The 23,589-nt window shown below is 36.4% G+C and carries 19 protein-coding genes; 13 read left to right on the forward strand and 6 right to left on the reverse strand.

Annotation, left to right across the window (positions count from 1 at the left end; all coding sequences use genetic code 11):
- Nucleotides 1–31: 31 nt before the first annotated feature.
- The 4 genes from IEW94_RS06420 (at nucleotide 32) to IEW94_RS06435 (ending at nucleotide 6,292) form a co-directional block, all read left to right on the forward strand.
- A complete protein-coding gene (locus tag IEW94_RS06420; RefSeq protein ID WP_188651144.1) occupies nucleotides 32–1,363 on the forward strand; it encodes a M28 family peptidase in 1,332 nt (443 codons plus the stop codon).
- Between the two features lie 9 nt (nucleotides 1,364–1,372).
- Entirely contained in the window at nucleotides 1,373–3,013 is a 1,641-nt protein-coding gene (locus IEW94_RS06425; RefSeq protein ID WP_188651146.1) for a M1 family metallopeptidase, read from the forward strand.
- A gap of 190 nt (nucleotides 3,014–3,203) precedes the next feature.
- Nucleotides 3,204–5,669 carry a TonB-dependent receptor gene (locus IEW94_RS06430; protein ID WP_188651148.1) on the forward strand — a complete coding sequence of 822 codons (2,466 nt, stop codon included), beginning with the start codon at nucleotides 3,204–3,206 and terminating at the stop codon, nucleotides 5,667–5,669.
- Nucleotides 5,670–5,716: 47 nt separating this feature from the next.
- Nucleotides 5,717–6,292 carry a YdeI/OmpD-associated family protein gene (locus IEW94_RS06435; protein ID WP_188651150.1) on the forward strand — a complete coding sequence of 192 codons (576 nt, stop codon included), beginning with the start codon at nucleotides 5,717–5,719 and terminating at the stop codon, nucleotides 6,290–6,292.
- Between the two features lie 50 nt (nucleotides 6,293–6,342).
- On the opposite strand, the gene IEW94_RS06440 is transcribed toward IEW94_RS06435, so the two are convergent.
- The 5 genes from IEW94_RS06440 to IEW94_RS06460 all read right to left on the reverse strand — a co-directional run bounded on the left by IEW94_RS06440 (nucleotide 6,343) and on the right by IEW94_RS06460 (nucleotide 13,314).
- Nucleotides 6,343–7,626 (reverse strand): glycosyltransferase, encoded by a 1,284-nt coding sequence (locus IEW94_RS06440; RefSeq protein ID WP_188651151.1) that lies wholly within the window; start codon nucleotides 7,624–7,626, stop codon nucleotides 6,343–6,345.
- Between the two features lie 5 nt (nucleotides 7,627–7,631).
- Nucleotides 7,632–9,719 carry an HAD-IIB family hydrolase gene (locus IEW94_RS06445; protein ID WP_188651153.1) on the reverse strand — a complete coding sequence of 696 codons (2,088 nt, stop codon included), beginning with the start codon at nucleotides 9,717–9,719 and terminating at the stop codon, nucleotides 7,632–7,634.
- A 228-nt stretch (nucleotides 9,720–9,947) separates the two neighbouring features.
- Nucleotides 9,948–11,414, reverse strand: a complete 1,467-nt coding sequence (locus IEW94_RS06450; RefSeq protein ID WP_188651371.1) for a magnesium chelatase — start codon at nucleotides 11,412–11,414, stop codon at nucleotides 9,948–9,950.
- A 1-nt stretch (nucleotide 11,415) separates the two neighbouring features.
- The gene (locus IEW94_RS06455) at nucleotides 11,416–12,546 is read right to left on the reverse strand and encodes a vWA domain-containing protein (protein WP_188651155.1); all 1,131 of its coding nucleotides are present in this window, start codon (nucleotides 12,544–12,546) and stop codon (nucleotides 11,416–11,418) included.
- Nucleotides 12,547–12,636: 90 nt separating this feature from the next.
- Nucleotides 12,637–13,314, reverse strand: a complete 678-nt coding sequence (locus tag IEW94_RS06460) for a Crp/Fnr family transcriptional regulator (RefSeq protein ID WP_188651157.1) — start codon at nucleotides 13,312–13,314, stop codon at nucleotides 12,637–12,639.
- A 135-nt stretch (nucleotides 13,315–13,449) separates the two neighbouring features.
- Between IEW94_RS06460 and IEW94_RS06465 the strand changes: the two genes are divergently transcribed.
- The 9 genes from IEW94_RS06465 (at nucleotide 13,450) to IEW94_RS06505 (ending at nucleotide 22,645) form a co-directional block, all read left to right on the forward strand.
- Entirely contained in the window at nucleotides 13,450–15,846 is a 2,397-nt protein-coding gene (locus IEW94_RS06465) for a heavy metal translocating P-type ATPase (RefSeq protein WP_188651159.1), read from the forward strand.
- Nucleotides 15,847–15,916: 70 nt separating this feature from the next.
- Nucleotides 15,917–16,102 (forward strand): cbb3-type cytochrome oxidase assembly protein CcoS, encoded by a 186-nt coding sequence (gene ccoS / locus IEW94_RS06470; RefSeq protein WP_188651161.1) that lies wholly within the window; start codon nucleotides 15,917–15,919, stop codon nucleotides 16,100–16,102.
- Between the two features lie 11 nt (nucleotides 16,103–16,113).
- A complete protein-coding gene (ccoN, locus tag IEW94_RS06475; protein WP_188651163.1) occupies nucleotides 16,114–18,300 on the forward strand; it encodes a cytochrome-c oxidase, cbb3-type subunit I in 2,187 nt (728 codons plus the stop codon).
- A gap of 18 nt (nucleotides 18,301–18,318) precedes the next feature.
- On the forward strand, nucleotides 18,319–18,510 hold the full coding sequence (locus IEW94_RS06480) for a CcoQ/FixQ family Cbb3-type cytochrome c oxidase assembly chaperone (protein WP_188651165.1): 192 nt from the start codon (nucleotides 18,319–18,321) through the stop codon (nucleotides 18,508–18,510).
- The gene (locus tag IEW94_RS06485; RefSeq protein WP_188651167.1) at nucleotides 18,507–19,463 is read left to right on the forward strand and encodes a cbb3-type cytochrome c oxidase N-terminal domain-containing protein; all 957 of its coding nucleotides are present in this window, start codon (nucleotides 18,507–18,509) and stop codon (nucleotides 19,461–19,463) included. The genes IEW94_RS06480 and IEW94_RS06485 overlap by 4 nt, the downstream gene beginning before the upstream one ends.
- A gap of 70 nt (nucleotides 19,464–19,533) precedes the next feature.
- Nucleotides 19,534–20,958 (forward strand): cytochrome c oxidase accessory protein CcoG, encoded by a 1,425-nt coding sequence (gene ccoG / locus IEW94_RS06490; protein ID WP_188651169.1) that lies wholly within the window; start codon nucleotides 19,534–19,536, stop codon nucleotides 20,956–20,958.
- Nucleotides 20,959–20,971: 13 nt separating this feature from the next.
- The gene (locus IEW94_RS06495) at nucleotides 20,972–21,418 is read left to right on the forward strand and encodes a FixH family protein (RefSeq protein WP_188651171.1); all 447 of its coding nucleotides are present in this window, start codon (nucleotides 20,972–20,974) and stop codon (nucleotides 21,416–21,418) included.
- 1 nt (nucleotide 21,419) lies between these two features.
- Nucleotides 21,420–22,121: a sulfite exporter TauE/SafE family protein gene (locus tag IEW94_RS06500; RefSeq protein WP_188651172.1), complete on the forward strand. Its 702-nt coding sequence runs from the start codon at nucleotides 21,420–21,422 to the stop codon at nucleotides 22,119–22,121.
- A 110-nt stretch (nucleotides 22,122–22,231) separates the two neighbouring features.
- On the forward strand, nucleotides 22,232–22,645 hold the full coding sequence (locus tag IEW94_RS06505; protein WP_188651174.1) for an OsmC family protein: 414 nt from the start codon (nucleotides 22,232–22,234) through the stop codon (nucleotides 22,643–22,645).
- Nucleotides 22,646–22,739: 94 nt separating this feature from the next.
- On the opposite strand, the gene IEW94_RS06510 is transcribed toward IEW94_RS06505, so the two are convergent.
- Entirely contained in the window at nucleotides 22,740–23,567 is an 828-nt protein-coding gene (locus IEW94_RS06510) for a universal stress protein (protein WP_188651176.1), read from the reverse strand.
- Between the last annotated feature and the right edge of the window lie 22 nt (nucleotides 23,568–23,589).

The following is a 23,589-nucleotide window of genomic DNA, read 5'->3' on the forward strand; positions in this document are numbered from 1 at the left end:
CGTTTTTTTATTAATTTTAAAGAAAAATTTCATGAAAAAAATACTGGTTATTCTTTCACTTTTTTTAGCAATTCAAAATCTTTCCGCCCAAACTGATCTTAAATTATATCAAATCATTGATAGTATTTCGTCAAAACGAATTGCAAAAGATATTCAAACACTAGTGGATTTTGGAACCAGAAATACGTTTAGTGATACACTGTCCAACAAACGCGGTATTGGGGCTGCAAGGCGCTGGATAAAATCAGAGTTTGAATCTATTTCAAAAAATTGCAACAACTGCCTGGATGTATTTTATGAAAAAGACTTTGTCACCAAAGAAGGTAACAACAGGGTTCCTCATGATGCTTGGATTGTTAATGTAGTAGCCATACAAAAAGGGACAAAACACCCCAATCATTATATCATTATGAGCGGCGATATTGATTCTAGAAATAGTGACGGACAAGATTTTACAAATGATGCTCCTGGGGCAAATGATAATGCTTCAGGTATGGCAGGAACTATTGAAGCGGCCCGTGTTTTAAGCAAGTACACGTTTGAAAACAGTATAGTATATTTAGGGTTATCTGGTGAAGAACAAGGTTTGTTTGGTGGTCAAGGTATGGCCAAATACGCCAAGGAACACAATTGGAACATAATTGGCATTCTAAATAACGATATGATTGGAAATATTGCCGGAATTGATGGTGTTATAGATAACAGAACATTTAGAATTTTTTCTGAACCTGTGCCGCCTACCGAAACCGATCGTGATCGCCTTTTACGTCGTTACTATGGTGGTGAAGTAGACGGGATTTCTCGTCAACTAGCACGTTATGTATATAAAACCACAAAAACCTACATGCCTGAAATGAATCCTATGATGGTTTATAGATTAGACCGATTTGGTCGTGGTGGCCATCATCGTCCATTTAACGATTTGGGATTTGCTGGAATACGAATCATGGAAGCTCATGAAAACTACAACCGCCAACACCAAAATATTAGAAAAGAAAATGGCATTGAATACGGCGATGTTATAGATTATGTAAACTTTGATTATGCTAAAAAACTAACGGCAGTTAATGCAATCAATCTGGCAAGTCTAGCATGGGCTCCACCCGCTCCAAAAAATGTGGCCATAGGAGGTGTTGTTGAGCCTTCGGTAAAACTTAAATGGGATAAGGTAAATGGTGCCGTTGGATATAAAATATACTGGAGAGACACCACCTCTCCAACGTGGGACAATAGCCGGTATGTAGGTGATATTTCAGAATTTATGCTTGACGGTATTGTTATTGATAATTATTTTTTCGGGATAGCTGCTGTTGGAGAAAATGGATTTGAAAGCCCTGTTGTATTTCCTAAAACTGTATTATAATAAATGATTATGAAATTATACGTGACTGCCACCATCTTATTATTGTTTTGCTTGACTATCAGCGCCCAAGGCTTATTGACAGAAAAACAAATTTTTACACATCAAGACACCCTAAGAGGTAGTATAACACCAGAACGCGCCTGGTGGGATTTAACCTATTATCACTTAAATGTTAAGGTTGAACCAGATACTAAGTTTATATCTGGCAGCAATACCATTCAATATAAGGTTGTTGATACCCAAAAAGATTTGCAAATAGATTTACAACCGCCTTTAAAAATAACCAAAGTGACACAAAATGGAGAAGAATTAAATGTGGTTGATGACGGCAATGCCCATTTTATCAAGCTCAAAAATAACCAGCCTATTGGCAGTATTCAAACCATTGAAGTCTCTTATGAAGGCCACCCCAAAGAAGCTGTTAGAGCGCCATGGGACGGTGGATTTTCTTGGGCAAAGGATGATAAAGGCAATGATTTTGTCGCGACATCCTGTCAAGGTCTTGGAGCCAGTGTCTGGTGGCCTTGTAAAGATCATATGTATGATGAAGTGGATAGTATGCTAATCAGTGTAAATGCTCCAAAAGGTTTAATGGATGTTTCCAATGGAAGGCTCAGGAGCATTGAGCAATTTGGTGACACAAAAACATATAATTGGTTTGTAAAAAACCCAATCAACAATTATGGCGTGAATGTAAACATTGGTGATTATGCTCATTTTTCTGAAGTTTATGATGGCGAAAGAGGGCATTTGGATATGGATTATTATGTATTAAAAGATCATCTTGACAAAGCAAAGGAACATTTTAAGGACGCTCCAAAAATGATGAAAGCTTTTGAGTATTGGTTTGGCCCCTACCCGTTTTATGAGGATGGCTATAAACTCGTGGAAGTACCATATTTAGGGATGGAACACCAGAGTTCTGTTACATACGGAAATCATTTTATGAACGGCTATTTAGGAAGCGATTTATCTGGAACCGGTTGGGGACTAAAGTTTGATTTTATTATTATCCATGAATCCGGCCATGAATGGTTTGCCAACAATATTACATATAAAGACATCGCCGATATGTGGATTCATGAAGGGTTTACAGCGTATTCTGAAAATTTATTTTTAGATTATTATTACGGAAAAGAAGCCTCAGCCGACTATGTTATAGGAACAAGAAAGAACATACAAAACGACCGACCAATCATTGGGCACTACGATGTTAACAATGAAGGTTCTGGAGACATGTATTACAAAGGTGCCAATATGTTGCACACCTTAAGGCAACTTGTTGATGATGATGACAAATGGCGACAAATATTACGTGGACTCAATAAGACATTTTACCATCAAACGGTCACTACCAAACAAATTGAGGATTATTTAAGTCAAGAAACAGGCATTGATTTAACTGCTTTTTTCAATGAATATCTGAGAACCACAGACATTCCCACTTTGGAATATTTATTGGATAAAAACGAACTAAAATACCATTGGACACATATTGTTGACAACTTTGATATGCCCGTTCAAGTGTGGATTAATGATAAAGAACAATGGCTGTTTCCAAAAGCAGATTGGCAGACGATAATTTTAGATTCCAATAACAATGTTTTAAAAGTTGACAGAGACTTTTATGTAAATGTAAACAAGCTGTAAATGCCAGATAACCTTCCTGAATTATTTTTTAAAGGCGATGAGAAACGGCGTAAATAATTTCAAACAATCATTTTTCATCTTTATCTTATTCTATGTGAAAGTTGGGGTTTATAGAAATAATTTCATTGTTATTAAATTTTAAAAGCAAAATAGTTTAGATTTACATGCTCCCTAAGCAACGTACTGTAAAATGAAAAAAGCTATTTCCGTATGTGCCTTGTGTTTAATTTTTTCTTCGTTTTTTGTTTTCAATAGGAATAATTTTACTGACCTAGTTCAAGAAAAACTTCAAAATTACAGCACCAATGAATGGCCTGAAAAAGTTTATGTCCAAACAGACAAACCTTATTATTCTATTGAGGACAACATTTGGTTTTCAGCCTATTTGGTAAATGGTATAACACATACCAAAAGTTCTAAAAGCTCGGTGCTTTATGTTGAACTAATTAATGATAAAGACAGTATCCTTGACAAGAAAAAATTATTTATAAATGATATCAGTGCAGCTGGTGATTTTAAAATTGGCAAAGATTGGGTAGCAGGCAAATATATGTTAAGAGCCTATACCAATTATATGAGAAATAGTGACTCCATACACTTCTTCCAAAAAGAAATACCCATTTTGGCTTTAGACAAGAAAGAGGAACCAGATAGTTTAGAGTATAAAAAAGCATCACAAGATTTTACAATTCCCGAGAAACCAGATTTAAATTTTTATCCTGAAGGAGGTTATTTGGTGGAAAATGTGATGAACAAAGTTGCTATTAAAATCAAAAATGATATTTATAATAAAATAAGCCTTACCGGTAACATTATTGATAGTGACAATAATTTAGTGTCAAAATTTTCAACACTAGATTTTGGCCTTGGTTTATTCTTTTTAAAACCATTACCAAATAAAACATACTATGCTATTGTAGACGTAAATGGTTCTGAATACAAATATCCTTTACCTAAAACTTTGACTCAAGGATATGTATTAAGCGTTAACAATAAAGGAAGTTATTTAATAATTGACATTAAGTCTACAACACCAAAAGGACTTGCCGGTACATATCTTGTGGCTCATCAACGAGGTGAGATGTTATTTAACAAATTGGAGGCTGAAAACAAAAATAATTACTCTCTTAAATTACCCACCACTGAATTACGTGACGGCGTATTACATTTAACACTGTTCAATCCTGAGGGTAATCCCGTTTGTGAACGTTTGGTTTTTGTGGATAATCCTAAAAACAAGGCAACAGTTGAGATAAAAAAAGATAAAGAATTTTTGGGTACAAGGGAAAAAATTTCTTTAAAATTAAATACAAAAGACAACGCCGGAAACAATCTTCCAAGCCATTTATCAATGAGTGTGAGAGATTTAAATTCGTTTCCATACAACAATCGTTCAGAAAATATTAAAACATGGTTATTGCTCAATTCTGACTTAAGAGGAGAAGTTAAAGACCCTGGTTATTTTTTTACAAATGACAATAGTCTTAAAATGCAATATCTTTTGGATTTGGTTATGATGACAAATGGATGGAGCCGTTTTACTTGGCAAAGTTTATTGTACAGTGAAAAAAGACCGTACAAATATCCTGTTGAAAAAGGCATTACCATTTCAGGAACCACCAAATTTTTAAGATCGCCATATACAGCTACATCTACCGAAACCAGATTAACGTTTTTAGGAAACCCAATTACTCAAGAGCCTAGTAAAAAATCTGATTCTGAAGGGAAATTTAGCTTTGGCCCTTTTGTATTTTATGATTCCATACAAACCATAGTGGAGGCAAGACTAACAAATTTTAAATCAACAGAAGATAAAGACAGAAATGTTTTGATTTTGATGGATCAAAATACCCCAAGTCCGAAAGTTAGCAGAAAGAATGTTTTTAAAAGCAATATAAACTCTGAAAGCCAAATTGCTAACTTTTTGAAAATGTCAAAATATATAAGTGATATTAATTTAGAATATGACCAACAAAGGCAAAAACTAGAAGAAATTACCATTATAGCAAGAAAAAAAACCGAAGAAAGCGAAAGACAAAAGGAAATGGATAGTAGGGCACGTTATGGAACTCCCAGTAACAGATTGGATGTAGAATCTGACGTAACTCTAAGCGGACAAAGTGTTTTTAATTTATTGATGCGTTTTCCAGGTATTAATGTTTTTGGAAATACTATTTCCATCAGAGGAGGCGGAGAACCTAAAATACTTTTAGACGATTTTGAGATTGATACTGAATTTTTAACAACTTTATACGCAAATGAAGTCTCCTTTATAAATGTTTATAAAGGAGCCGATGCAGCCATGTTTTCAAATGCAGGTAGTGGCGTGATCGCCATTTATTCCAAAACAGGAAATGGAAGATTTTCTAGAAATGTAAAAAGAAAAGCTGGCATCATAAACTTTGCGGCTCAAGGGTTTTATACCGCCAGAGAATTCTATTCCCCAGATCCTATCAATGGCTTTGAAGCGGCCATCAATGCCGACGTTAGAACGACACTTTATTGGGAACCTGAAATAAGAATAACAGAGCAACAACAAACCAAAGAAATTTCGTTTTTTACATGCGATATGAAAAGTGATTACATTATCGAGGTTGAAGGTGTCTCAGACTCCGGAATTCCATTACATCAAATTAGTACTTTTTCAGTGCAATAGAAAATAGTATTTTTGGTTTAAGATTCTAAAACCAAATTTTAAAACGATTGGAAATTCCTGAACTATATTTTAAAACCGATGAAGAATGGCGAAACTGGTTGCATGACAACCATTATGTTGTAAAAGGCGTTTATTTAATATTTTATAAAGTAGAACACGAAAAAGACAGCATGCGTTGGGAAGATGCGGTGAAAGTGGCCCTCTGCTATGGATGGATTGATTCTACCGTGAAAAGTTTAGGTAATGGCAAACGCCGACAATACTTTACACCCAGAAATGATAAAAGTGTGTGGAGCGCTCTAAACAAACGATATATCAAAGAACTGCTGGATTCAGATTTAATGCATGAGGCAGGTTTGGAAAAAATTAAAATAGCCAAACAAAATGGCAGCTGGACAGCTCTGGATGATGTTGAAAACGGTATCATTCCAGAAGATTTACAACTTGAATTTGATAACAATCCAACAGCTTTTAATAATTACCAAAACTTTGCGCCTTCATACAGAAAGAGCTATTTATACTGGCTCAACCAAGCCAAACGAGACACTACTAGACAAAAGCGCATAGCTGAAATCATAAGCCTTTGTGCTGAAAACATCAAATCAAGAGGTGGTGATTGGTAAAAGTTTTTATGCTGTTCAAAATCCATCAAGAAATTGTTCTTATTACCGCGCTATGCCGTAAAAATATTGGTTTCCATGGTTTGTTGATTAATGGAATTTGCAAATATTTTCAACATACGTTTGGCAATACCGGTCCAACCAAAGTTACGGCGCGCAAACCGAGCACCTTCAACAGATAGTTCATTTCGTAATCTAGGATATAAAAGAGGCATGGACATCATAGCACCAAATTCTACTGGTCGATGCGGATCAGCAAACAAAGCCTGATTACCAAACTTAATCAAATCATACAATCCGCCATGAACGGTAACAATGCTTGGCGTACCGCAGGCCATCGCCTCTATGGCGACCATTCCAAAAGGTTCATATCTCGAGGGCATTGTAAAAATATTGGCAGAGCGGTACACATTGGCCAGATCTTCATCAGCTACATAATTCTTCCATGTTATTTTATCAGAAATACCGAGCTCTCCAGCCAAAGTCTTTAGCTTTTCAATACCCTTGTTATCCTGATCCGATTGATCTCCCCCTATGGCTGCTACCAAACGCGCTTCAGGACACAATTCAAAAACGGTAGGCAAAGCTTGCAAAAGCAAATCGTAACCCTTATTGTGAGCCATACGGCCTAGTGCGAGGATATCAGAAGGATGAATGTCATATTTGGTTCTAATTTTATCATTTTCTTTGGAAGGCACCGGATAAAACCGGTTTTCGTTAATTCCTGGTGGAATCATGCCGCAATTACGCGGCAGCACATCATATTGTTGTGTCAGCAAATCTACTTGAGGTAATGTAGTTGCTATTACATAATTGCACATTTGATATACAAAATACTCTTTTCTGATGCGCTCTTTAAACCGATAGGTTTTCTCCATTTTCTTTTCGTCCATATCACTACCCATTGTATGTCGTTTCCACCAACCCAGTGAATGCGGGGTGTGAACATGTGAAATCCCCAGTTCCTCAGCTATTTTTTGTCCAGCCCAACCAGCATCCCAATAATGGGAGTAAACAATGTCGTATTTTTTACGTTCCTTTTTTATGGCTGCTAAACAGTTAGTTACAAACTTTTTTAAATGGTCATGCATATCTTCCTTTCGGATGAATTTTTTACCTCCAAAAGGAATGCGCCACACACTAAAATTCTCATCAACATGATCGTATTCTGGCTGATCTTCAAACTGACGGGTTACCAAATCCACTTGCTTACCAAGTCGGCTAAACCGTTCAGCCAGTTCCAAAACATAAACCACTTGTCCTCCTGTATCTGGTTTTCCTAATTCAGCATTAGCACCTACATATCCGTGTAAAGAGATCATCAATATCGACTTCATAATTTTTAATTTTTAGTTATTTTTAAATCATGGCAAGCAGAAATATATTGTGCTGCCGACCAAGCTTGATAGGCTTTTCCCATAGGTTTTCCTGTGGTTCCATGTGCCCATTCTGTAAATTCCCAGTCTTCACTAACACCTTCTTTGTTTAATAACGCTAGCTTGTATAATTCAGAAAGTGCCATATCTTTTAAGCCTAATTTATTAATGAATTTCACCCAAAACCCACCCACAAACGGCCAAATGCCACCATTGTGGTAGTGATTGGGCAAATTGAGCAGATTTACCGTGTAATACGGGCGCCAATCGGGGTCGCCCGGGTTTACAACAGGATATACATTGGCTATCGGAAAGGGTTCATTAACACCGGAACCCAACATAAAACGAAGAGTTTGATGTGCTTTTTCTGAATCGACTGCGCCGTGTAAAAAGGCCAACACATTACCCACAGTATCACATCGCCAACTAAAATCAAAAGGGGTAACTTGAGCAATTAAATAGGCCGTATCGCCCAATGTAAACTGCCGTTCTGCAAAAGATACAGACTGAAATAATTTTTGTTGCGTAGAAGGCCAAAAATTTTGCAATATCTCTTTTTTAATGACCTGTGACCAGCGTATATACTCACCAGCTTTTTCATAGTTACCTAACATTTCCAGCATGCGACCAAAACACACATTGGCTCTATACCAAAGAATCTCATCGTAAAGTATATTGTAACTCCTACCAAATAAATCTGTCCAGTCCCCTGCTTCAGGGATTTCCAGCAAGGCATCATTATTGGAATCATGGGCGCCAAGCCATCTCATGGTATCTTGTATGTCTGAGATATGCAAGCGCAGAAACTCAATATCTTTTGTGGCCATAATATATTCATAAAATGCAATGACCACCCAAAGTCCGCTATCTATAGAACAAATCCCACCAACACCAGAATAATCTGGCATATTATCTTTAATACGAACATTAGAAGGAATTTGTCCATTTGGAGTGATATGCTCAAACAACGTAATGAGTGTTTGGCGCTGACACTGCTGAATGTCTTTATCATGCTTGTCAAGAGGCAGTGATCCTATAATGGTTATGGCCCCATCCCTAGCCCAAACACTGTGATAGTTTTCATCGGTACCGTTTGGAATGTTATCCTTTATGGAACAAGCGGAAAAACCAAGTGGTGTAATATTTTTTTTAAGGGCTTCAATGGCTTTTAAGTAGCCCTCTTTAATTAAACCAATTTTTTCGTCGTCTTTCTCTGTAACGATATGGTTGGTTTCTTTTTGAATGAAATAATCTTCGGCACGTGTTTCTTCACAACTAACCATGGCGTCTTCAGGGAGTACATTAAAATAAATCAATCCCTCTATGATACCATCTCCTTTTTCTTTTTCAGAATGATATACTTGCCTGTATTTGGTGTATTTATAGAGTTCTTCATGGGCATTGGCTACCACAATGCCCTTAACAAATTCCAAACCAAACATAGCGGTGTCATTACCACTATCTCCAGCAACCAAAGTATCACTTGCTCTTAACTCAAGTTTTTTTAACAGCCATTGCAAGGCATTCCCTTTATTGGCCCATTTAGGCAGCACATCCAAAAACTTGTCTCCTGAATACACAATATTGACATGCATATCTGCCTTGGCAAAATCCTCTTCAATACTATCAATAAGCTCTGGGCTGGCATCATGAAAATAGTAACTGCGCTTATAAGAATGCTGAAACTTGATTGGTTGTTCACTGATGGGATGGTCTATATTTTTGATAATATCCTCTACAGCTTCTAAATCCCATCCATCATCAAGGATTTCATTAAATTCCTTGACAACGCTTTTCTTTTTGAAATCATAAATAAGTGTTCCTACCCCTGCAATAACGTAATCTGGTTTTGGCAAAACACCCGTATCAACCAAATGAAGTACATCATCGATTAACCGACCCGTATTGTAAGTTAGCAGAACGTCGTTTTTGGGTTTATACTTTTTCCATATTTTGGTGAAGTTGCTTTTTAGCGTATGGAAATCTATTAAGGTATTATCAATATCAAAAGACAAGAGTTTGATGTCATTCTCTTTCTTTAAACTTAAACTCATAATGTTTTAAAATTCTAAAATGTTTATTTGACTTTTTTGGTAAAAAACCAATCAAAAATAACCTGTTAGCTTGCTTAATATACTGAAAAAAATTAAGTACATCCCAAAAATCAGACGATTAAAGGAAGCTAAAACTTATTTTTACGAGTATAAAAATAATGGACGGTGAATACTATGGATTTCGAAATTATATAGCCTTAAACCAATAATTTAAAAATAGTAAAAAGATTAAATTCCACTGATAAAGCTACCATATGGATCTTTAAATTGCGTACCTTCCGTGAAACGATATTTGCTTAATTGTTTAAATTCCACCAAGGCCCAAAGCACAAATTCCTTCACAAAATAACTGTCTTCTTTTGCTAAATTAGGTTGGTGCTCCCCTAGCAAATCATCTAATGGTGAAATCGCATCCAAGAGGGCTTTGTATTCTTTTTCCCTTAGGTCATCCAATAATTCAAAGCCATCTTTTTGGTTGAAAAACCAAGACACGATATCATCATAGGGACTTTCATCATCTTGTTTTTTTAACTTTTCTATTTTAGGAAAAAACTCTTCAAACAAACTTTTTACTGCTTCACCTATTAAATTGTAAGCCACAACTGCTGCGCCTTCCTGCTCGCCTTCATACACCAATTCAACCTTACCAGTTATAGAAGGAATGATACCTATAAAATCACTTAACCTTACCAAAGTTTTTGCATCACCGGATTTTAAGGCCCTTCGCTCTGCCGTGCTTAATAAATTTTCCAATGCTGTTATGCTCAACCGAGCACTGACACCACTTTTGGCATCAATAAAATCACTTTCGCGAGCCTCAAAAACAATTTGTTCTAATAAATCCCTGGCCAAATCGGGTACAATTACCATATCTTTTTGACTTTCAACAATCTTAGCTTCTTGCTCAGTAATCAACCTAGCGGTTTCAATATCGGTTGGATAGTGCGTTAAAATCTGGGACCCAATTCTATCTTTAAGCGGTGTAACAATACTACCTCTATTAGTATAATCTTCAGGATTGGCAGTAAACAAAAACTGGATATCCAATGGCAATCTCACTTTAAAACCTCGTATTTGGATATCACCTTCCTGTAGAATATTAAACAACGCTACTTGTATTCTTGCCTGCAAATCGGGCAACTCATTAATGACAAAAATACAACGGTTAGCTCGTGGAATCATACCATAATGAATCACACGATCATCTGCATAACTTAACTTTAAATTGGCTGCTTTAATGGGGTCAACATCACCAATAATATCCGCCACGGTCACATCGGGTGTTGCTAGTTTCTCGGCAAAGCGCTCACTTCTGTGCAACCAAGCAATAGGAGTATCATCTCCTTTATCCTTGATGAGTTCAATGGCATAACGAGAAATTGGTTTGAAAGGATCATCATTAACTTCGGAACCTTCCACATACGGAATATACTCATCCAACAAGTTAAGCATCAATCGAGCTAAACGTGTTTTTGCCTGACCGCGCAACCCTAACAAATTAATATTGTGGCGTGACAGAATAGCGCGTTCCAATTCTGGAATGACGGTGCTCTCATAGCCATGAACACCCTCAAATGTCGTTTCCTTATTCTTTATTTTCTGAATTAGGTTGTCTCTTAATTCATCTTTTATGGATCTACTTTTATATCCTGAAGCCTTTAATTGTCCTAGTGTTTTTATGCTTTCTATATTCATATTAGCCTCTAATTCTCTTTTTTCTATTGGTTTCATAATCTTCAAAAATCATTTCTCCCAAGCCTTTTAAACCTGTGTAAAATGCTTTGCCTTGATTGGCAAAGGTAAATTCCCTAACAAACTGCATTAAATATGGGTCTTGAGCTATCATAAACGTAGTTATGGGAATGTGTAAACGCCTGGCTTGCTGCGCCATGGCATAGCACTTATTGGTAATGTAAGGGTTCAACCCAACGCTGTCTTTGTAATATTGTCCATCTGACATTCTAAGACAACTCGGTTTGCCATCAGTAATCATAAAAATTTGTTTGTTGGTATTTCGTTTTCTGCGAAGTAAATCCATTGCCAGTTGTAACCCTGCTACGGTGTTGGTATGATAAGGTCCTACTTTTAAATACGGTAAATCCTTGATTTCTATTTGCCAAGCATCATTACCGAACACCAAAATATCTAACGTATCTTTTGGATACCGTGTGGTAATGAGTTCGGCCAACGCCATGGCTACTTTTTTTGCTGGCGTGATTCTATCTTCACCATACAAAATCATACTATGACTGATATCAATCATCAATACCGTACTCATCTGGGATTTGTGAAGGGTTTCCTCTACTACTAAATCGTCTTCTGAAATACTGAAATCTCCAACACCATGATTTATTTGTGCGTTTTTCAAGCTTTCGGTCATCGATACTTTATCCAAAGCATCCCCAAACTGATAGTTCCTAAAATCTCCAGTATGTTCATCGCCCAGGCCTGGACTTTTACTTTTATGGCTGCCTTGACCACTTCGTTTAATGTTCCCAAAAATTTGATCCAAAGCTTGTTGCCGAATAGCACGTTCAGTTTTTGCGGTAATGGCCATGCCTCCACTATTTCCATCAGGGTCAATTTCCTCACGTATGTAACCTTTCTTTTTGAGGTCTTCAATAAAATCATCAATGGTATAATCGGGAGTTGTTAAGCTATATTCTTTATCCAATTCACGTAACCAATCAATGGCTTCATCAAAATCGCCGGATGTATGGGTAATCAGCTCCTTGAAGATGTCAAAGAGTTTTTCAAAAGGAGATTGATTGGGAGCTTCATACGTCTTAAAAACAAAGCCCTTTTTTTTAAACGTCTTTTTTGTCATAGCTGTATAAAATTAATACAATTTGAACAAAATAACACGCGTCCCGTGATTGGATTTATTTATACAGTAAAAAGGAAATCAAATAGAAGGTTACTCAACACGCTTTAGGCCTTCCAAATCAATTATTTTGATTTGTTTGCCAATGGTAGTTATCAAGTCTTCTTTCTTGAATTGTGACAAAACACGTATAGTTGATTCTGTAGCGGTTCCTATAATATTGGCGAAATCTTCCCTTGATAACAACACGCTCAATGTACCATCTGACTTAGTGCCAAAATTATCGTTGATGTAAATCAAGGTTTCTGCCAAACGTTGACGGACCGATTTTTGAGCCATGTTTACTATAATGTCATCGGCTTCTTTTAAATCCATGGCCATTTCTTTCAGTACATCAAACGTAAAAGCCGTATTTTTTTGAAGGTCGTTCATGATTTCTGATTTTGGAATAAAACACACCTCCATATCATTCAATGCTACGGCACTAAGGTTTACACTTTCGTCACTTACCAATGAGCGTTGCCCTATCAATTCACCCTTAACAACCAATTTAATGATTTGATCTTTACCGTTTGAGCTCAACTTAGTCAGTTTACAGATACCTTCCCGAATGCAATAAATGCCTTTAAGCGAATCGCCTTCCTCAAAAATCACCTCACCTTTCTTGACAACTCTTGAGGTTTTACATTCAGAAATTCTGATCAACTCCTCTTGACTCAATGTCTTTAATGAGTTGAATTGTTTAATGATACATTGTTCACACTTACCCATAGTAACATATAAAGAGCAACAAAATTACGTAAAACACAACAAATATCATATTTTATGAATATGACATATATCATATTTCAAACAGTACATTTTTAAAATATTTGCATTTAGGTACAAAAAAGAGCAAATTAGTTTATGGAACATCATTCATGTTTCCACTGTGGTTTAGACACAAAAGATTCTGAAATTATTTTTGATGGAAAATCATTTTGTTGCAATGGTTGTAAAACCGTTTACGAAATTTTTTCAGCAAATGATTTAACCTGTTATTACGACTTACAGCAAGCGCCCGGAGCAACACCAAAAGACATTGAGGGTAAATATAACTTTTTGGAAAACCCAAAAATCATTGAACAACTATTGGAGTTTAATGATGGAAATACCCAAATAGTTACCTTGTATATACCTCATATTCACTGTAGCTCCTGCATTTGGATTTTAGAAAATTTAAACAAAATCCATCCATCTGTAAGTGTTTCCATTGTGAATTTTGGTAAGAAGAATGTAAGGATAACCTATAATGCCGAATTGCTCTCCTTAAAAGATTTAGTCATCCTATTAAACAGTATTGGGTATGAACCTTTTATAAGTTTAGATGATTACAGCACTGGCAAAAAACATATTGACCGTTCATTGATTTACAAATTGGGAATTGCTGGATTTGCCTTTGGAAACGTGATGTTTTTATCGTTTCCAGAATATTTTGATCTGTTTACCAATAAAACTGGAATTAATGAATTTTGGTTAGAACAATACAAACCACTTTTTAGATGGTTGATGTTTGCCTTTTCTGTTCCAGTTGTATTCTATTCCTCTCAAGAATATTTTATTTCAGCATTTAAAGGACTTCGTTCAAAAATTTTAAATATTGATGTGCCCATTGCCTTAGGCATTTCAGTATTGTTTATTAGAAGTACGTTTGAAATCATTTTCAATCATGGCTCTGGTTTTTTTGATAGTTTGACAGGCTTGGTTTTCTTTTTGTTGCTAGGACGGTTCTTTCAGCAAAAAACATATACATTCTTATCGTTTGAACGCGATTACAAATCCTACTTCCCTATCGGAATCACTAAAATAATATCAGACGGCACCGAAGAATCCATTCAGGTATATGATATTGAAAAAGGCGACCGGTTATTGATACGGAATGAGGAACTGATTCCTGTGGACTGTATTTTAATAAAAGGAAACGCGCGAATAGACTATAGTTTTGTGACAGGCGAATCAAAAACAGTCATAAAAAACTCAGGTGATAAATTATTTGCCGGTGGAAAACAGTTGGACGGTAGCATAGAAGTGGATGTTTTAAAATCAGTTGAACAAAGCTACTTAACCCAGCTTTGGAGCAATGACGTATTTAAAACTGACAAAGAAAAAACCTTTACATCCATTACCAATAATATCAGTCAATACTTTACCGTAGTAGTCTTATCCATTGCCTTTATCACAACTGCTTATTGGCTTTTGGTAGATTCCAGTAAAGCCTTGAATGTGTTTACATCCATACTGATAATTGCATGCCCATGCGCCTTTGCATTGTCAGCTCCGTTTACATTTGGAAATATCCTGCGCATTTTAGGCAAGAAAAAATTCTATTTAAAAAATGCCAGCGTTATTGAACAATTGGCAAAAATCAATACCATTATTTTTGACAAAACCGGTACCATAACAGCTAATAAAGATACCCAAATAGAGTATGAAGGCGTTGCACTTTCTACTGAAGAAGAAGCTATATTAAAAAGCACTTTAAGAGGTTCCAATCATCCATTGAGTCGATCGTTATACAATATTTTGGATGAGCATGATATTTTAACTTTGGATTCCTATGAAGAATATTTAGGCGAAGGTATTTCCGGTCAATACAAACAAAGCCACATAAAAGTAGGTTCTGCCCCTTTTGTGGGACGTGCTACTGATACCGCTACGTTAAACACTTCAGTTCACATCAGCAGCAATAACGCTTACAAAGGAAAATTTACTTTTTATAATGCCTATAGAAAAGGATTGTCGCAACTATTCAACCAACTGAAAAAACACTATGATTTGGCGATTCTTTCGGGAGATAATGAAGGTGAGAAAGAAAACTTGACCAAATTATTACCGGCTAAAACAAAACTGTTGTTCAACCAAAAACCAGAAGACAAACTGGAATACATCAAATACCATCAAAGTGAAGGTGCCCATGTTTTAATGGTTGGCGATGGATTGAACGATGCAGGTGCTTTGGCACAAAGCAATGTTGGCATTGCCATTTCAGAAAATGTCAATGTGTTTTCTCCTGCTTGTGATGCCATTTTGGATGCCTCAAAATTTGACCAATTGTATCAATTTATAAAATTATCCAAGACATCTTTAAAAATCATTAAATGGAGTTTTGCGCTATCATTTATATATAATGTTGTTGGCCTTTATTTTGCAGTAACCGGGCAATTAGCTCCAGTAGTAGCAGCTATCTTAATGCCTTTGAGCTCGATTAGCATAGTCAGTTTTACAACTCTTGCAACAAATGTGGCAGGTAGAAAATTAAAATAAAAAAATATGATTTATATCATTTTACATAAAAACACATGAACCTATTTTTAACCCCTAATTTAAAACAAACATGAGTGTCATTTATATTCTGCTTACAATAAGCATTATTGTAGCTGTCATCTTTTTTATCGCGTTTATTTTGGCTGTAAAAAATGGACAATATGATGACAGTTATACCCCTTCGGTTCGTATGCTTTTTGAAGACGAGCTAGTCAAAGAAAAACCAAATAAATCAATTCAAACCAAACAAGATTAACTATTACTACTATGGAAGTACAACAGTTTCAATACGATAATAAAATCGTAAAAAATTTCATCTATGCCACCATGCTTTGGGGCGTTGTGGGAATGTTGGTGGGCTTATTACTGGCCTTTTTATTTTTGTTTCCTACCTTAACAGAAGGCATATCATGGCTTAGTTTTGGTCGTTTAAGACCTTTACACACCAATGCCGTTATTTTTGCTTTTGTGGGAAATGCCATTTTTGCCGGTGTTTACTACTCGTCACAACGATTGCTTAAGGCGAGAATGTTTAGTGACACATTAAGTAAAATCAATTTCTGGGGGTGGCAACTTATCATTGTTGGTGCCGCAATAACATTACCACTTGGTTTCACAACCTCTAAAGAATACGCCGAATTGGAATGGCCATTTGATATCGCCATTGCTTTGGTTTGGGTGGTTTTTGGCTGGAACCTCATTGGAACCATTTTAAAAAGAAGACAACGCCATTTGTATGTAGCCATTTGGTTTTACATCGCCACATTTGTGACGGTTGCAGTACTTCATATTTTTAATAGTTTGGAGTTACCCGTTAGTGCCTTAAAAAGTTACTCGGTGTATGCAGGTGTGCAAGATGCCTTGGTACAATGGTGGTATGGTCACAATGCCGTAGCATTCTTTTTAACCACACCGTTCTTGGGACTGATGTATTATTTTGTGCCTAAAGCAGCCAACAGGCCTGTATATTCTTATAGATTATCTATTGTACACTTTTGGTCATTAATATTTATATATATATGGGCAGGACCTCATCACCTGTTGTATACTGCTCTTCCAGAATGGGCTCAAAACCTCGGTGTTGCATTCTCTGTCATGTTATTAATGCCGTCTTGGGGTGGTATGATAAACGGATTATTGACATTGCGTGGTGCCTGGGATAAAGTTAGAACTGACCCTGTTTTAAAATTCATGGTCGTGGCCATTACAGGTTATGGTATGGCAACTTTTGAAGGCCCAACGCTATCATTGAAAAACGTCAATGCCATTGCCCATTTTACAGACTGGATTATTGCCCACGTTCACGTTGGTGCTTTAGCTTGGAACGGATTCTTGACCTTTGGAATGATTTATTGGTTGGTACCAAGATTATTTAAAACAAAACTATTTTCAACCGGATTGGCCAATCTGCACTTTTGGATAGGCACTTTAGGTATCATTATGTATGCGTTGCCTATGTATGTGGCTGGATTTACCCAAGCCAGTATGTGGAAACAATTCAATCCTGACGGTACATTAACCTATGGTAATTTCTTGGAAACGGTTACAGAAATCATGCCTATGTACTGGATGCGTGCCATCGGTGGCACTTTATATATAACTGGTATGCTTATTTTGGTTTACAACATTATTGCAACCATTAAAGCTGGAAGTACTGTAACCGACGAATTAGCCGAAGCACCTGCATTGGAACGCGTTTCCAAAAAACGTTTGGCAGGCGAAGGATGGCATTCATGGTTAGAGCGCAAACCTGTTAAATTAACCATATTGGCCACTATCGCCATTTTAATTGGTGGAATTGTACAAATCATTCCAACAATCTTGGTTAAATCAAATATTCCAACCATAGCCAGTGTTAAACCATACACACCATTGGAACTTGAAGGACGTGATATTTATATCCGTGAGGGTTGTGTGGGTTGCCATTCACAAATGATTCGTCCCTTTAGAAGTGAAGTGGAACGCTATGGAGAATACTCCAAAGCGGGTGAATATGTCTATGACCATCCATTCCTTTGGGGTAGTAAACGTACCGGGCCGGATTTACATCGTGAAGGTGGTAAGTATTCTGACAACTGGCACTTAAACCATTTGTACGATCCGAGAAGCACCTCCAGTGGTTCCATTATGCCTAGTTATCCATGGCTTATCAAAAACAAACTTGACAAGTCTCAAACAGAGGCAAAAATGAAAACCATGGTCAGTCTTGGTGTGCCTTATACCGATGAGGATATTGCCAATGCCCAACAACAAATGGATGAACAAGGCACTCAAATAGAACAAAGTCTTTACAACGACCCAGATTTTGTTCAAAGCTATGAAGCCGACAAGAAAAATGCTGCCGAAAGTGGTAGTGAGTTTGTTGCAATGAAAGATCGGGAAATAGTCGCTATAATAGCCTATTTGCAACGATTGGGAACTGATATTAAAGTTAAAGATGTAACTAATAACTAATTCAAAAAGAAAGAAATCATGTTGAAATTTGCTAAAAACTACATGGAAACCATTTCAGGCATTGAAATTTATCCAATTATATCTTTACTTATATTCTTCACGTTTTTTGTGATCCTTTTTTGGTGGGTGTTTACAGCCAAAAAAGACTATATCAAAACGGTGAGCCAACTTCCTTTAGACAATAACAACCAAAACGATATTATATCATGAGAAATCTTATTCCATCCTATATTAGAGTTCCTTTAGTGTTCTTTATCATTTTCGGACTCGTAGAATACTTTGTTGATTCAGGCGAGGAACCAGCGTTTATAAAATACCCAATAGTCCTATTATTTTTATTGTTGGTACTATTGGTTCTTATTGCCATTGAAGCCATTATTGGCGCTCTGGAAAACGTGATGTTCCAAAGTTTAACCGAAGAAGGCAAGGCACGCTACATGGCATCAAAAAACAAAGTGCCACAGTTCAACTGGATTAAAAACCTCTATAAAAAATTAGTAGGCACTAAACCTATTGAAGAAGAACATGAACTTATTTTAGACCACAATTATGATGGCATTAAAGAATTGGACAATTCCTTACCGCCTTGGTGGCTATATTCTTTTTACGCATCCATTGTGTTTGCAGCCGTTTATTTGATAAACTTCCATATTTTTGGAAATAACAGTCAATATGATGAATTGGCCGAAGAGTATAAAAAAGCTGAAATCAGTATAGCAGAATACAAAAAGAATGCGAAGGATTTGGTTGATATGAACACCGTAACACTCTTAACAGATGCTGCCGATTTAAATAGTGGTAAGGCTATTTTTATGCAAAACTGTATTCCTTGCCACATGGCTGATGGTGGTGGTGGTATTGGGCCAAACTTAACCGATAACCATTGGATTTTAGGTGGCGGTATTAAAAACGTTTTCCATACCATTACTGAAGGTGGCCGTGACGGAAAAGGCATGATAGCTTGGAAACAAAATTTCAAACCATCAGAAATTCAACAGGTTGCCAGTTATGTATTGTCATTACAAGGCACTACACCTGCCAACCCAAAAGCACCTCAAGGTGATATTATTTGGCCAGAAGAAAATGCACAACCTACTGCTGAAGCAACTACTGATTCTACCACTGTTGTAGTAGATTCAATAGCTCCAGCACCAACAAATTAAAATAAATTTATGGGCCAAGCATAAAAATTGTATTTTATACTTGGCTCTTTCATCTACTTAGCAAACAAAAATGGAGACCCCAGAAAACGAAAAATTCAGAGATTCAATAGGCACGATTACTGAAGAAGGTAAACGCGCTTGGGTATTTCCAAAAAAACCTCACGGCAAATTTTATGAGTACAGAAAACTGGTCAGTTATGTGCTTTTGATATTTTTATTTGCAGCGCCTTTTGTCAAAATCAATGGCAATCAGTTTTTGATGTTCAATATTTTAGAACGTCGTTTTAATATTTTTGGTTTTCCGTTTTGGCCTCAGGATTTCTACTTATTTGTATTGTCCATGATTACAGGGGTCATTTTCGTCACGCTTTTTACGGTGGCTTTTGGACGCATCTTTTGTGGATGGATTTGCCCACAGACTATCTTCATGGAAATGGTATTTAGACGTATTGAATATTGGATTGATGGCGATCGTGGCAAACAAATAAAATTAAAAAAACAGCCCTGGAATGCTGAAAAAATAAGAAAACGTTTATTGAAATGGTTTGTGTTTTTGGTCATTTCCTTTGCTATTGCAAACGTGTTTCTAGCCTATTTAATTGGAGGCGACAAGGTTCTTCAATATATTGTTGAAGGCCCTTCAAAACACTTAAGCACCTTATTTCCTTTGTTGATTTTTACAGCTGTTTTCTATTTTGTGTTTGCTTGGTTTAGAGAACAAGTCTGTATTATTGCTTGCCCTTACGGACGACTGCAAGGCGTTTTATTGGACAATAAATCCATTGTTGTGGCTTATGACCACAAACGTGGCGAAGCAGAAAACGGAAGAAAAAAATGGCGCAATAACGAAGATAGACAAGCATTGGGCTATGGTGATTGTATTGATTGTTTTCAGTGTGTGCATGTGTGCCCAACCGGTATTGACATCCGGAACGGAACGCAATTGGAATGCGTCAATTGTACGGCCTGTATTGATGAATGTGATGACATTATGGAAAAAGTAGGCTTTGAAAAAGGACTGATTCGATATGCCAGTGAAGCTGAAATAGAAAAGAAAGAGCCTTTTAAACTAACGGCACGAATGAAAGGGTATATTGCCGTGCTTGTCATTTTAATTGGAGTGCTCACTGGGTTGTTGTTTTTAAGAAATGATGTAGAAGCCACCGTGTTGCGTTTACCCGGACAATTGTATGAGCATAAAGCCAATAACATGATCAGCAATGTGTTTACCTATAAACTGGTCAATAAAACCACAAAGGAAATTGATGATGTTGTGCTGAAGCTCAGAAAATATAAAGGCACTATAAAATTAGTGTCCACAAAAGACAGTTTTACAGTACCAGCTCAAGGCATTGCTGAAGGTACCTTGTTTATAGAAATCAATAAAAATGAACTGAAAGGTGACAAAAACAAATTAATGATTGAGGTTTACAGCCACGACAAACTGATAGAAACCACAACCGTTAACTTTTTAGGGCCAAGAAGTTATAACTAAAAAAATATACACCATGAAATTTAATTGGGGAACCGGAATTGTTTTAGCATTTATAGGCTTTATAAGCTTTATCATGTACTTTGTTCTAACCATGAATTTTGATAAGAAATTCAATCATGATTTAGTGACCGAGGATTATTATAAAGCTGAATTGGCCTATCAAAAAGACATTGACAAACAAAACAATGCCAAAACGCTCAAGGAAAACATCACCTACACAAAAACAAGTGACGGGTTGCTTATTGAGTTCCCACAAGATTTTGACGCCAAAAAAATTACCGGAAAAGTGTTCCTATACAGACCATCTAACAAACACTTGGATTTTGAAACTCCAATTTCAATATCTGAACCTTATTTGCTCGTACCTGACAAACGTTTATTAGATGGTCGTTGGAACCTTACCGTTGATTGGCAATATAATGGAACACCTTATTTATACAAAGCCTCTATTACTTACTAACATGTTAATTTCAGCATTTGTATTGGGTTTACTGGGCAGCTTTCACTGTGTAGGCATGTGCGGCCCCATTGCATTTGTGCTGCCCGTAGATCGTTCCAATACTTATAAAAAAGTGTTACAGATTGGCATGTACCATTTTGGTAGGCTGCTGTCTTACAGCATTATTGGATTGGTTTTTGGACTCATCGGCAAAGGCCTGTACCTATTTGGTTTTCAGCAACAACTTTCCATTATTATTGGTGTTATTATGATTGTTGCCGCCATTATTCCTTACAAAACATTTAATAAATACAATCTATCCAAGCCCATTTATAGAATTATTTCAAAAGTTAAATCAGGTTTAGGAACGGCTTTAAAGAAAAAGACGCTGGATACCTTTTTAACCATTGGTTTTTTAAACGGCTTTTTACCATGCGGCTTGGTTTACATGGCTGTTTTTGGCGCCATTGCTTGGGGCAATGCTTTTAAAGGAAGCTTGTATATGCTATTTTTTGGACTTGGAACCATCCCTTTGATGACAACTGCTATTTATTTTGGCCATTTTTTAAAAGGTACATTGCGCCAAAAAATACAGAAAGCCATTCCTGTTTTTGTGATATTGATTGGTGCTCTTTTCATATTGCGTGGTCTTGGCTTGGGCATTCCTTACATATCACCTGCCCCAATTGTTGAAATGGCCGGTAGCTCTATGAATTGTCACTAAACCAACATTTTTTGCTTATTCCAAGCGGTACAAATTCAAACCCAAATTAATTTATATTTAATTTTAAAAACCTTACATTTAATGAGATATAAAAATCAAATTAAATATATATGAAAAGACATGCAGAAGCCGTTTGGACTGGTACTGGAAAAGACGGAAAAGGACATTTAACAACTCAGAGCAAGGTTTTGAGCGAAACTCAATATTCATTCTCATCTCGTTTTGAAAACGGTATTGGAACAAATCCTGAGGAATTAGTGGCAGCGGCCCACGCAGGATGTTTTACTATGAAACTGGCTTTTAACTTACAAGCCAAAAACCACACTCCGGAATCATTAAATACATCTTGCACCATTACGCTTGAAGATGGTGCCATAACCAATTCGCATTTGGTGCTCAAAGCAAAAATTAGCGGAATTTCCAATGGGGAATTTGAGGAATTGGTTAAAGATGCCGAACAAAACTGTCCAATTTCAAAATTATTGAAAACAAAAATCACTGTCGATTTTACTTTGAACGGTTAAAAAGCCAAAACATAACTTTATATAAAGAAAAAAAGGAACAGCTTTTAATAACTGTTCCTTTTTTAAAATAGAGATTAGTCACTCAACCTATAAATTATACTTTAAAAGTCATTACTGGTAGGCTGGCATGATTGGCAATATCTTCACCAATGCTTCCTTCCAGAAAATGCGCTATACCTTTTCTGCCATGTGTGGGAATGGCTATGATGTCTGCTCCTATTTTTTTTGAAAAATTCAATATGCCGCTTTCTGGAGTATAATCTGAAATGCAATGGAAATTTTGCATTTGTTTTAAATGTCCATCTGCTGTCATAAAAAAATCCTTGGCACTTTGCTCAATCTCATCACTACTTCTAAATCTATCATTTGGTAAATTGACATAGACGATTGTGATTTTTGCATCATTGAACATCTTAAGCACATTGATATAGGCCTTGATGGTTTCTTTACTAAAATCACAGGCAAAAACAACATTTTTAAAATCTACACTGGCTAATTCATTTTTAACTACCAATACCGGGATATTAGAACTTCTAACAACACGCTCCGTATTGGAGCCAATTACAAGTTCCTTAACACCGGTCACTCCATGGGACCCCATAACAACAAGATCTGCATGGTGTTTTAGGGCTACCTCATTAACTTCAGTAAACACCTTAAACTGCTTTATAATTGGTGTGATTTTAATGTGTTTTAAATAATCCTTTTTTAGGAATAATTTCAATTCTTGTTCTGCCAGTTTATGAAAGAACAAGGCTTTTTCTTTTTGGTCACCGCCTGTAGCTGTCAACATAATGTCCGACATTTCCAGCATATTCAAAACAATGATTTCAGTCTTGTTTTTTCGCGCCAAAGCGGCAGCGGCTTTTAACGCATGTTCTGAATGCTCTGAAAAATCTATGGGAACAATAATCTTTTCCATGACAACTTTTCTTTAATTTTCT

Origin of the sequence: Yeosuana aromativorans (assembly GCF_014646655.1) — a bacterium.
GTDB lineage: Bacteria > Bacteroidota > Bacteroidia > Flavobacteriales > Flavobacteriaceae > Yeosuana > Yeosuana aromativorans.

What these genes read in the sequence shown, in the direction of transcription:
- IEW94_RS06420 (WP_188651144.1), top strand. Translation starts at nt 32, where the DNA reads ATGAAAAAAATACTGGTTATTCTTTCACTTTTTTTAGCAATTCAAAAT.
- IEW94_RS06425 (WP_188651146.1), top strand. Translation starts at nt 1,373, where the DNA reads ATGAAATTATACGTGACTGCCACCATCTTATTATTGTTTTGCTTGACT.
- IEW94_RS06430 (WP_188651148.1), top strand. Translation starts at nt 3,204, where the DNA reads ATGAAAAAAGCTATTTCCGTATGTGCCTTGTGTTTAATTTTTTCTTCG.
- IEW94_RS06440 (WP_188651151.1), bottom strand. Translation starts at nt 7,626, where the DNA reads ATGAAGTCGATATTGATGATCTCTTTACACGGATATGTAGGTGCTAAT.
- IEW94_RS06445 (WP_188651153.1), bottom strand. Translation starts at nt 9,719, where the DNA reads ATGAGTTTAAGTTTAAAGAAAGAGAATGACATCAAACTCTTGTCTTTT.
- IEW94_RS06450 (WP_188651371.1), bottom strand. Translation starts at nt 11,414, where the DNA reads ATGAATATAGAAAGCATAAAAACACTAGGACAATTAAAGGCTTCAGGA.
- IEW94_RS06455 (WP_188651155.1), bottom strand. Translation starts at nt 12,546, where the DNA reads ATGACAAAAAAGACGTTTAAAAAAAAGGGCTTTGTTTTTAAGACGTAT.
- IEW94_RS06460 (WP_188651157.1), bottom strand. Translation starts at nt 13,314, where the DNA reads ATGGGTAAGTGTGAACAATGTATCATTAAACAATTCAACTCATTAAAG.
- IEW94_RS06465 (WP_188651159.1), top strand. Translation starts at nt 13,450, where the DNA reads ATGGAACATCATTCATGTTTCCACTGTGGTTTAGACACAAAAGATTCT.
- ccoS (WP_188651161.1), top strand. Translation starts at nt 15,917, where the DNA reads ATGAGTGTCATTTATATTCTGCTTACAATAAGCATTATTGTAGCTGTC.
- ccoN (WP_188651163.1), top strand. Translation starts at nt 16,114, where the DNA reads ATGGAAGTACAACAGTTTCAATACGATAATAAAATCGTAAAAAATTTC.
- IEW94_RS06480 (WP_188651165.1), top strand. Translation starts at nt 18,319, where the DNA reads ATGTTGAAATTTGCTAAAAACTACATGGAAACCATTTCAGGCATTGAA.
- IEW94_RS06485 (WP_188651167.1), top strand. Translation starts at nt 18,507, where the DNA reads ATGAGAAATCTTATTCCATCCTATATTAGAGTTCCTTTAGTGTTCTTT.
- ccoG (WP_188651169.1), top strand. Translation starts at nt 19,534, where the DNA reads ATGGAGACCCCAGAAAACGAAAAATTCAGAGATTCAATAGGCACGATT.
- IEW94_RS06495 (WP_188651171.1), top strand. Translation starts at nt 20,972, where the DNA reads ATGAAATTTAATTGGGGAACCGGAATTGTTTTAGCATTTATAGGCTTT.
- IEW94_RS06500 (WP_188651172.1), top strand. Translation starts at nt 21,420, where the DNA reads ATGTTAATTTCAGCATTTGTATTGGGTTTACTGGGCAGCTTTCACTGT.
- IEW94_RS06505 (WP_188651174.1), top strand. Translation starts at nt 22,232, where the DNA reads ATGAAAAGACATGCAGAAGCCGTTTGGACTGGTACTGGAAAAGACGGA.
- IEW94_RS06510 (WP_188651176.1), bottom strand. Translation starts at nt 23,567, where the DNA reads ATGGAAAAGATTATTGTTCCCATAGATTTTTCAGAGCATTCAGAACAT.